Annotated in this window: 6 protein-coding genes and 1 pseudogene; 2 read left to right on the top strand and 5 right to left on the bottom strand. The window is 72.7% G+C overall.

Annotated elements, in window-relative coordinates; genetic code table 11:
• Positions 1–349 precede the first annotated feature (349 nt).
• From UO65_RS05005 to UO65_RS04995, 4 genes and pseudogenes are all read right to left on the bottom strand, one after another.
• Positions 350–1,825 carry a DUF4185 domain-containing protein gene (locus UO65_RS05005; protein ID WP_035279145.1) on the bottom strand — a complete coding sequence of 492 codons (1,476 nt, stop codon included), beginning with the start codon at positions 1,823–1,825 and terminating at the stop codon, positions 350–352.
• A 151-nt stretch (positions 1,826–1,976) separates the two neighbouring features.
• Entirely contained in the window at positions 1,977–2,993 is a 1,017-nt protein-coding gene (locus tag UO65_RS37890) for a glycerophosphodiester phosphodiesterase family protein (RefSeq protein WP_267880585.1), read from the bottom strand.
• Positions 2,979–3,992 (bottom strand): annotated as a pseudogene (locus tag UO65_RS37885) (glycerophosphodiester phosphodiesterase family protein); the annotation flags it as partial. The pseudogene UO65_RS37885 and the gene UO65_RS37890, both read right to left, overlap by 15 nt.
• A gap of 258 nt (positions 3,993–4,250) precedes the next feature.
• Positions 4,251–5,144 (bottom strand): MBL fold metallo-hydrolase, encoded by an 894-nt coding sequence (locus UO65_RS04995; RefSeq protein ID WP_035279144.1) that lies wholly within the window; start codon positions 5,142–5,144, stop codon positions 4,251–4,253.
• An 82-nt stretch (positions 5,145–5,226) separates the two neighbouring features.
• On the opposite strand from UO65_RS04995, the gene UO65_RS04990 reads away from it, so the two are divergent.
• Positions 5,227–6,126 (top strand): LysR family transcriptional regulator, encoded by a 900-nt coding sequence (locus UO65_RS04990; RefSeq protein ID WP_052020752.1) that lies wholly within the window; start codon positions 5,227–5,229, stop codon positions 6,124–6,126.
• Here the strand turns inward: UO65_RS04990 and UO65_RS04985 are convergent.
• On the bottom strand, positions 6,095–6,946 hold the full coding sequence (locus UO65_RS04985; RefSeq protein WP_200873311.1) for an alpha/beta fold hydrolase: 852 nt from the start codon (positions 6,944–6,946) through the stop codon (positions 6,095–6,097). The two genes, UO65_RS04990 and UO65_RS04985, sit on opposite strands and share 32 nt — an antisense overlap.
• A 173-nt stretch (positions 6,947–7,119) precedes the next feature.
• Here UO65_RS04985 and UO65_RS38545 point away from each other — a divergent pair, with 173 nt between their 5' ends.
• Entirely contained in the window at positions 7,120–10,230 is a 3,111-nt protein-coding gene (locus UO65_RS38545) for a CHAT domain-containing protein (RefSeq protein WP_052020750.1), read from the top strand.
• Positions 10,231–10,272 lie beyond the last annotated feature (42 nt).

The following is a 10,272-nucleotide window of genomic DNA, read 5'->3' as shown; positions in this document are numbered from 1 at the left end:
CGGCGGTTTGTTGGGTGGTCGGCTGGCCGAGCACATCCACCCACCCGGGCAGTTGGCTTGCCGGGCCGCCGGTTTCGGGGGTGGTTGGCTGGGCAAGCACATCCACCCACCCGGGCAGGGGCGTAGCCGGGCTGGCGGTTTGTTGGGTGGTCGGCTGGCCAAGCACCTCCACCCACCCGGGCAGTTGGCTCGCCGGGTCGCTGGTTCTCGGGGTGATCGGCTGGCCAAGCACACCCGCCCACCCGGGCGTTTGCTTGGCCGGGCTGGCGGGTTTCGGGTGGTCGGCTGGGCGGGCACCTCCACCCACCTGGGCATTCGCTCGCCGGGCTGGCGGTTGCGGGGTGGCAGGCTAGCCGGTCGACGCCATCGCCCCCGCTCGGTGGCGTGCCGCCGACACCCCGGTGTTGGCGCCCGCCGCAGTCCTGGTCACCGCCGCGATGTCGGCTCTGCTCACGCGGTTGTCGGTGTTGTCACCGAGTACCGCGATCTGCTCGGCCAGTGGCAGCTTCTGCCACTGCGGCGACACCGGCCCGACGTGCCCGGGAAGGGCGGGCTCGTCCTTCGTCACCTCCAGCGTGGCACCGACCGAGCCACGCGCCGCGACGGTGCCGTACATGTTGCCGGTCCACTGGCGGACGCCGTAGTACTCCAATCCGACCCATTGCGACAACAGGATGTGGGAGTTCGCCAATGTCGAGTACGGATGCACGATCGGCGCGTAGATGTTCTGGGCCTGCGCGTAGGTCACGTGGGTCTTCGGGGCGGTCCACAGGCCCGTCGGGTACGTCGCCGTCTGGGTGACCGCGCCGCGGCCGCCGTTGAGGAACGACAACACGACCCGACCCTCGATGACCTGTGCCGACAGCTCGCCGATGGCTTCGTTGCGACTCGGTGCGTTGATGATCGGCGTGATCGGCCCGTACTGGCGCCAGTCCCAGCGACCGGAGCCGTCGACGCCCCAGAAGCGGTACTGGCTGTAGTTCCACATCTTGTCCCACGGCACCCGCATGAGGTGGATGCCACCGCCGTTCCAGCGGCCCTCGTTGGTCCCGTAGACGTAGACGAAGTTCTCACCCGGCCACATGATCATGGTGTTGTTCTGGAACAGGCTCATGTCGCCGCTGTTCCAGTAGTCCATGTTCTCCCGGTTGGTCTCCAGGTTCCACGTGGTGGTCCAGTTCTCCGCGTTGGTGTCGGTGGACGTCCACAGCCGGGAGTACCAGGTGCGCCAACTGCCACCGGCACTCGGGATGCCGCCCTGCTCGGGGATCGCCCAGTCCCGCACACCGAACGTGCTCATGATGTAGCGGCCGTCGGGCAGGTGGATCAGGTCGTTGGGGATCTCGGTGACGACCTGCCCCGGCGTGTTCCTGGCGTAGGCGGGATCGTTGTGCCGGTAGAGGATCATCTCCTTGGCCCGTGAGCCACCGATGGCGTTGTCCCAGCGGATGCCGTTCTGCAGGTCGGTGTTCGACTGGCGCAGCCCGACGGGCGAACGCCACCCGGTGACGTTGACCGGCACCGGCTGGTCGAAGGTGTCGCCGAAGATCGAGATGCAGTAGCCGTGGTTGGTCCGTGCGGTGAACCCGAGGTCGGTGCCTCGGAAGCCGAACCGGGCCGTCTCGTTGCCCGTGAGGTCCTTGAGGTAGCCCGCACGCGGTGTGCTGGCTGCGCTGGCCGTCGCGGCGCCGAGCCCGCCGAGCCCGGTGCCTGCGCCGAGCAGTGCGCCCGCGGCCCCCTTGAGGAACGTCGCACGGCTGATGCCGAGGCCCGTCCGTGCTGTCGGATCGGTGCCATCGCCGCTGGTGTGGTCGTCGCGTCGCATTCCGCTCCTTCAGGAGTGACCGCTGTGTGACCACGACGCTACCCACTGTTCCAGAAAACCGGAATGACCAGATTTTGCCGGTGCCGGAACCCGGGGTCTGGCTGCCGGGTGGGGCGGGGTGGCGCCATGCCCGGCGCCGCCCCGCCCGGGGTCAGCGCAGGCCGTTGCGGCGGGCGACCGCGATCAGCAGGTCGGGGTCGTCGCTGATCGCGCCGGTGACCCCCAGGTCGATCACCCGCTGGATGGTGGCCTCGTCGTTCACGGTGTACGGGACGACCTTGAGCCCGTACCGGGACTGCAAGGTCCGCACGTCCGGGCCGAAGTGGTAGGCCGGGTCGGTGCGCAGGTACCAGTCGTCGTTCGGGGACTTGGTCTGGGTCGGGTCGTGCACCTGCCAGTTGGCCGACACCGTGGACGCGCCGGAAGCCTTCACCAGCTTGCCGAGGTCGCGGTACCGCCACCAGTCCAGGCCGCCGGTCCACTGGCTGCGCACCGACGGGTCGCCGTAGACCGCCTGCAAGGAGCACTCGTCGGCGGCGGTCTTGCACTCCTCCGGGCCGTACTGCCAGACCAGGGCCACGGTTTCGATGCGCGGGTCCAGTGCCCGGGCCAGGCGGATCGTCCGCCAGTCGAACGACTGGATGGTGGCGCGGCGGGCGAACCCGGCCCGCTCGATCGCGGCCACCAACTGCGCGGCGAACTGCTGGTGGGGGGCGGTGTCGTCGGCGGTGGGGCTGAGCTTGGTCTCGACGTTGAGCCGGATGTCGGTCCGGCCGCTGCGCCTGACCAGTGCGAAGACCTCGTCCAGCGTCGGGATGCGCTGGCCGGGGGCCGCCTGCTGCCTGGGGAACTCCGGCAGGGTCTTGCTGCCGCAGTCGATGGTCTTGAGCTGCGCCAGGGTGAGCTGCCGCACCTGCTTGCCGACGTACGGGTACAGCGGGTCGCCCGCGCGGACCGGGGCGGTGTCGACGCAGTGCGAACCGTTGACCGTCCGGTCGTGCAGCACCACCAGGCGGTTGTCGCGGGTGATGCCGGTGTCCAGTTCCAGTGTGGACACGTCGCGCTCGGCCAGCGAGTACCCGAAGGCCGCCAGGGTGTTCTCCGGGCGCACCGACCGGCCGCCGCGGTGGGCCTGGACGTCGAAGGGGGAGGCGTACCCGCGGGGCAGGGCGACACCGCGCTCGCGCAGGACCTCGCGCAGCCGGTCGGGGTAGTCGGTGATCAGGCCGTCCACGCCGTCGTCGACCAGCTTGGCCATGGTGGGGGCGTCGTCGACCGTCCAGGGGATGACCTCGATGCCGTTGGCGTGCGCATGCCGCACCAGTTCGGCGGTGACGTAGGGCCGGTAGTCCGGGTCGGTCACCTTGCCCGCCTGCGGGAACCCGTGCACGGGGGAGAAGGCGTTCGCACCGAAGGACTTCACCGCCGCGATCGGGTCGCCGCCGAAGTCGTCGACGTCCAGCCCGCCCAACCACGGCGAGCGGCCGGGCTGCCCGGTCTGCAGGAAGTCGAAGTTGGTCAGCGCGACCAGGGGCAGCTTCGGCGACACCTGGCGCATCCGCATCAGCGCGCCCCAGTCGAAGCTCTGCACCGACACCCGGTCACCCACGCCCGCCTCGGCGATCACCCGCGCGGTGACCCGCACGAACTGCTCGCGCGGCGCGGTCTCCTGCGGGGCGCCCGCCTCGACCTTCGTCTCCACGTTGAACCGCACGTTGTCGGCGCGGTGGCGGGCGGCCAGCGCGAACACCTCGCCCAGCAACGGCATCCGCGAACCCGGCGACAGGACCTGGCCGGGGAAGTTCGGCAGCCGCTTCGACCCGCAGTCGAGCGTGCGCACCTGCGCCAGGGTCAGGTCCTTGACGTAGCGGCCGACGTACCGCGCCCCCGGTTCGGTGTCGGCGCACTTGTTCCCGTCCACCTTGCGGTCGTGCGTCACCACGGCCTGCCCGTCGGCGGTGATCTGCACGTCCAACTCCAGCGTGCTCACCCCCAGCCGCAGGGCGTTGCCGAACGCGCTGAGCGTGCTCTCCGACCGCAGCCCGATCCCACCCCGGTGCGCCTGCAGGTCGAACCCACGCCGCTCCCCGGGCGCCGCGTCGGCGGGCGCCACCACGAGCCCCGCCGCCAGCGCCGCCACCACCACAGCCCAGCCCGTACGTCTCATGCCCGGCATGGTGCCAACGGGTCCGGCCCGGACCAAGGCGCGCACCCGCCATTCACCCAGGTTTCCCCCGGCGTACCCCGGATGCCCCAACCCTCGGCCGCCGCAGGTTCCCTGAGGTAAATATAAGCTATCTCTTATCAAGATATTTCAGAGCCTGAAACGTGGTGGGAACGATATTCGGGTAGGAGATGGACGAACGCGAAGATGGGACCCCGCCTGGCTGTACGCGAGCTGAGGCAGGTGCCGCGTTCTCGGGGGTCACGGGTGTTCGGCGCAGAAGCAGCCGATGCCCTTCTCGATCCAGTCGCGGCCGACCCATTCCGGGTGGCGTTCGATCGCCAGGGCCGAGACCTCCGCGACGATCGTCTCCCGGCTCACGGCCGAGTCGCGTCGGAGCCAGGTTTCGTCGCGCAGGAATTCGAGGTAGGTGCGGACCTCGTCGAGCACCCGGGGGCCGGAGATGTCGCCGTGGCCGGGGACGACGGTGTCCGGGGTGGTGGTGATGAGGGTGCCCATGACGTCGATCCAGCGGGTGCCGGAGACGTCGGTGTCGTACGGCGGGAACCAGGGGAAGATCGCGAACTGCCCGGCTTCGACCAGGTCGCCGGTGAACAGCACGCCCGCGTCGGGGATGGAGATGACCTGGTCGCCCTTGCTGTGGGCGCGGCCGGTGGCCCGCAGGTGCACGGTCCGGCCGCCCAGGTCGAGGTCGTGTGCGCTGTCGTAGACGGTGTCCGGGGTGATCGGTTCGACGCCTTCGAGGCGGCGGGCGACCGGTGTTCCGAGGCCTCGGAACATGTCCAGGTAGGCCGGGCCCTTGTCCGCCAGGTCCGCCGCTTGGGCGCGGTTGAGCAGGTAGGTCGCCTCGCCCGCGAAGGACTGGGCGCCGAAGGCGTGTTCGGGGTGGAAGTGGGTGGTGGTCAGGTGGATCTTGCGGCCCCGGGCGTACTCGGTGGCGAAGGTGAGCACGTCGGTGCCTGCGCGCGGTCCCAGGCCGGTGTCGACGACCAGGATGGAGTGGCTGCCGCCGATGATGCCGATGTTGGGCACCAGTTCCACCCCGCGGTTGGGGATGACCACCAGGTCGTCGGCGATTTCCCGGGCGTCGGTGGTGGTGACGGCCGGGTCGTGGGTGAGGGGTTCGAAGGCCATGTCCTGACCTTGGTGGTCGGGGGTGGCGGGCGTCCAACACCGATCCCGCACCGCCGATACCGCGTTGGTATTGTCGCTGGTGATGGAGCTTCGCCTGCTGCGCTACTTCGTGGCCCTCGTCGAGGAGCGGCACTTCGGTCGGGCGGCTGCCCGGTTGCACATGACGCAGCCGCCGCTGAGTCGGGCCATCCGGCAGTTGGAGGCCGACCTGGGGGTCGTGCTGCTGCTCCGTTCGGCGGTCGGTGTCGAGCCCACGCCCGCCGGGGACGTCCTGTACGCGGAGGCGCGCACGTTGTTGGAGCGGGCTGAGCGGGCTCGTGGGCGGGTGGCGGCGGCGGGTGCGGTGGCGTTGACCGTGGGCATGCTCGCGGACAGTGCGGCCGAGGTGGGTACGCGGGTGGTGGAGGCGTTCCGGGAGCGCCACCCCGGGGTGTCGATCCGGTTCCGGGAGGCGGACTTCGCCGATCCGACCGCTGGGTTGCGCACCGGTCTGGCCGATGTGGCGCTGACCCGGACCCCCTTCGACGACACCGGCATCGGTTCGCGCGTGTTGCGGTCGGACCCGACCGGGGTGGTGCTGCGCGTGGACGACCCGCTCGCCCGCCGCGACACCCTGTGCCTGGCCGACCTCGCTGACCGCCCGTGGCCGCAGTTGCCGGAGGGTGTGGACCCGGTGTGGGGTGCCTTCTGGAACGGGGCGACCCCGGTTGGGGGGCGGTTGGCGGGTCCGGTGGTGCGGACGGTCAACGAGTGCGTGCAGGCCGTGCTGTGGAACGGCTCGGTCGGGGTCGCGCCGTTGGGCCACGCCCTGCCTGTCGGGTTGGTCTGCGTGCCGTTGGCCGACATGCCGCCGAGTTCGCTGGTGGTGGCCTGGGCGGTGGGGAACCGGAGTCCGCTGGTCGGTTCGTTCGTCGACATCGCCGACCGGTCGGCGCGGGTGTGGGGTGGGGTCAGGTCAGCCAGTCGAGGATGCGCCGGTTGATGTCGGTGGGGGCTTGCAGGTGCAGGAAGTGGCCGACGCCGGGGATGACCTCGGCCTTGGAGCCGGGGGAGAGCAGGGCCTGGGTGGTGGTCGGGTCCGGGGGGAGGATGCAGCCGTCGTCGGCGCCGTGCAGGTAGAGGGTGGGGGGGTCGGGGGTGCGTTCGGTGGCGGCCTGTTCGGTGGCGTAGCGGGGTTGGTGCAGGTCGGGGTTCATCCGGGCCCGGTAGTAGCCGAGGGCGGCGGTGAGGTTGCGGGGGTCGGCGAGGGCGGCTTTTACCTCGGCGAGGTCGTCGGCGGCGGGGTAACCGGGGGACCAGTCGGCCCAGAGGCCGTCGAGGAAGGCGAAGTCGTCGGCGGCGACGGCGCGTTCGGCGCCGGGGAGTTGGAAGAGGTAGGAGTAGAAGAAGCGCTTGTGCTGCTCGTAGCTGTGGTTCCAGGCCCCGGCGGGGGGTGCGGCGAGGGTGACCAGTTTGCGCCAGCGGCCGGTGCTCGCGGCGGCGTAGGCGGCGAAGGCGCCCCAGTCGTGGCCGATGAGGACCGCGTCGTCGGTGCCGTCGAAGGCGTGGTGCAGGGCGTTGGCGTCGGCGGCGAGGGCGCCGACCTGGTAGGCGCCGTCGGTGGGGATGGCGGTGGGTGCGTAGCCGCGCAGGAACGGGGCGACGGCGTGGTGGCCCTGTTCGGCGAGGGCGGGCAGCAGGTGGCGCCAGGTGTGGGCGGTGTCGGGGAAGCCGTGCAGGCACAGGGCCAGTGGTCCTGATCCGGCTTCGAGCAGCCCGAATTCCAGTCCGCCCGCCACCACGCTCCGCGCTGTCACAGTCACGCGCCGACCATAACGGTTGTCGAACCGGGCCGGGGTGATGTGTTGTGCGGGGGTACCGGTGGGCTGGAAGTGTGCCAGGCTCGAGTGATGAGCGCGTACGACTACGACCTGGTCGCCACCGGTACCCGGCCCGCGCGGCCGGGGAAGGCCTAGGTCGCACGGGCGAGGGAATCGTGGACTTCGACGAGTTGCTGCGCCGGGTCGATGCCCGGGTGCGGCGCTACGACGGCCCGGACGACGCCGCGGTGGTGTTGGGTGCGGCGGCGGAGGCCGAGGCGGACGCGCTGTGGGGTGCGGCCCAGCCCGCGGACCCGGGTCGGGTGAGCGGGGTGGAGGAGGAGCGGCGGGCGGCGGCGAGCCTGGTGTTGGGGTGGTTGGCCTATTGCAGGCACACCGCTCTGGGGCCGGGGCTGCCTGCGGTGGTGGAGTTGGCCAGGGCGGTGTTGCGGTTGTCGCCGATCGCGTCCGCGGGTGCGACCGTTCCCGCCGCGCTGCGGTCGATGATCGGTGCGGAGGCGGATGCGCAGGTGCAGGCCGACACGGGGACCAGGTTGTTGTTGGCCACCGGGCACACCGATGACCGGGGGGTTCTCCAGGCGGCGGTGGTGCTGCTCGGTTCGGCGTTGGGGCGGTTGCCCGCGGAGCACCCGGAGTGGGCGCGGTTCACGGCGAACTTCGGGTTGGCGTCGTTGCGGCTGTACGAGAGCCAGGGGTCCGTCGGGGACCTCGACCTCGCGGCGGAGGCGATCGAGGCGGCCGTGGCCGCCGACGGGGAGCACCCGGACCGGCCGGGGTGGTTGTCGAACCTGGCCCGCGTGCACCAGGCGCGTTACGGTCTGACGGGGGACGTCGCCGAGTTGCACCGGCAGGTCGACGTGCTCGGGCAGGCGCTCGCCGGGGGGCACTTCGACGAGCCGGGTGTGCTGGGGATGCTGGGTGCGGCGCACCGGAACCTGTACTGGCGCGATCGGGAGCCGGCCGACCTGGACCGGGCGGTGGACAGCCACGAGCGGGCGGTGGCGTCCACACCGGACGGTGCGCCGCGGGTGGCGGAGCAGTGGGCCGCGTTGGGGGTGGTGCGCCTGGAGCGGTGGGAGCACACCGGGGTCGAGGCCGACCTCGACCGCGGGATCGAGGTGCTGGGGGCGGCGGTGGCCGCGGCGCCCGCCGGGCACCCGGACCGGCCGGGGTGGTTGTCCGGGCTGGGGGTCGCGCACCGCAAGCGGTACCGGTTGACGGGGGTGCCCGCGGACCTGGATCGGGCGGTGGAGCTGCTGGAGGGGGCGGTGGCGGCGTTGCCGCCCGGGCGGCGGGAGCGGCCGGGGTTGCTGTCGGCCCTGGGGTCGGCCTACCGGGCGCGCTTCGACCGCGCCGGTGCGGTGGCCGACCTGGACCGGGGGGTGCGGTGCTTGGCGGCGGCGTCGGCGGAGACCCCGCCTTCGGGTGGGGGGCAGCCGGTGCTGCTGGCGGACTTGGCGGCGCTGCACGCGAGCCGGTTCGGGCACAGCGGGCAGGAGTCCGACGCCGCCGCGGCGATCCGGTTGCTGCACCTGGCGGCGTCGGCCGAGGAGCACCCGGCGCGGCCGGTGTTCCTGCGGGACCTGGCCGCCCAGTACGAGTCGCGGTACGCGCGGTCGGGCAGCGCCGCGGACCTGGATCGGGCGATCGCGCTGCTGCGGCAGGTGCTCGCGGTGATCCCGGTCGGGCACGGTGGGCGGGCGCCGGTGCTGGCCCGGTTGGGTCGGGCGTACCTGCGGGCGTTCGAGGCGGGGGACCACAGCGTGACCCCGGTGTTGCTGCGGGACTTGGCCGAGGGGGCGCGTGCGGCTGCCGCCGGCACCCCGGCCGATCGGGTTCGCGCGCACCGGGCGGTGGGGGAGTTGGCCTACGCCATGGGTGATCACGAGGTCGCGGTGCGGTCGCTGGGGGCGGCGGTGGCCCTGTTGCCGTCGGTGGCGCCGGGGGGTGGTGGGCCGCGGGACCGGGAGCGCCTGCTGGGTGAGTGCGCCGGGGTGGTGTCGGAGGCGGTGGCGGCGCACTGCGAGGTGGGGGACGCGGCCGGTGCGGTGGAGGTGGCCGAGCACGGGCGTGGGGTCCTGCTGGCCGCCCGGCTGGGTGGTCGGTCGGAGTTGGCGGAGTTGGAGCGCGCGCACCCGGAGGTGGCCGAGCGCTTCCACCGCCTCCGGGACGACCTGGGGTTCGCGGAGTCGGCGGACCAGGTGGAGGGCCGCGGGCGGTTGTGGGCGCGGTACGAGGCGCTGTTGGCGGAGATCCGGCGGCACGAGGGCTTTTCCCGGTTCCTGCTGCCGCCGGGGTTGGCCGAGCTGCGCCCGGCGGGTGGGGTGGTCGTGCTGGTCAACGCGGGCAGCCGCCGCTGCGACGCGGTCCTGGTCGGGGCGGCGGGGGAGCCGGTGGTGGTGCGGCTGCCGGACCTGACCCGGGCTGAGGTGTCGGTGCGGGCGGCGGAACTGCTCGACGCGCACGGTCCGGGCAGGCAGGCGGTGATCAGCGCGCACCTGGCGTGGTTGTGGACCGCGGTCGTCGGCCCGGTCCTGGGTGCCCTGCCCGAGGGGGTGTCGCGGGTCTGGTGGTCGCCGACGGGTCTGCTCGGTCTGCTGCCGCTGCACGCCGCGGGCCCGCCGGGGGAGCCGGGTGCGTTGGAGCGCGTGGTCTCGTCGTACACGCCGACGCTGCGCGCCCTCGTCGACGCGCGCAGCCGGCCCACCGCGACGGTGCGCGAGCAGGTGGTGGTGGCGCTCTCGCGCACCCCCGGTCTGCCGGACCTGCCCGGCGCCGACCCGCACCCGGACGCCCCGCACCTGCTCGACCGGGACGCGACCGCCGAGCGCGTGCTGGCCGCGTTGTCCGGTGCCACGTGGGCGCACCTGGCCTGCCACGCGGTCTGCGACCCGGAGGTCCCGGCGCGCAGCGGCCTGCGCCTGGCCGACGGCCCGCTGCCGGTGGCGGGGCTCACCGGGCTGCGCCCCGACGCCGAACTGGCCTACCTGGCGGCGTGTTCCACCGCCCCGGGCGGGCAGGCCGACGAGTCGGTCCACCTCGCCTCGGCGGTGGTGCTGGCCGGGTTCCGGCACGTCGTCGCCGGGCTGTGGCACCTCAACGACCAGGTCGCCACCTACGTCGCGCAGGCCTTCCACCACCACCTGCCCGACGGCCCGACCGCCGACGGCGCGGCCGAGGCGCTGCACGCGGTGACCAGGACCCTGCGGGGCAAGTACCCCAACCGCCCCGAGCTGTGGGCGGCATTGGTCCACAGTGGACCCTGACCGGCGCGCGGGGCACCCCGCGCGCCGGTCGGGCGGTGCCGG

The sequence above is a fragment of the Actinokineospora spheciospongiae genome, from assembly GCF_000564855.1.
Classification (GTDB): Bacteria; Actinomycetota; Actinomycetes; order Mycobacteriales; family Pseudonocardiaceae; genus Actinokineospora; species Actinokineospora spheciospongiae.
This window is presented reverse-complemented; position numbering and strand designations above follow the sequence as displayed.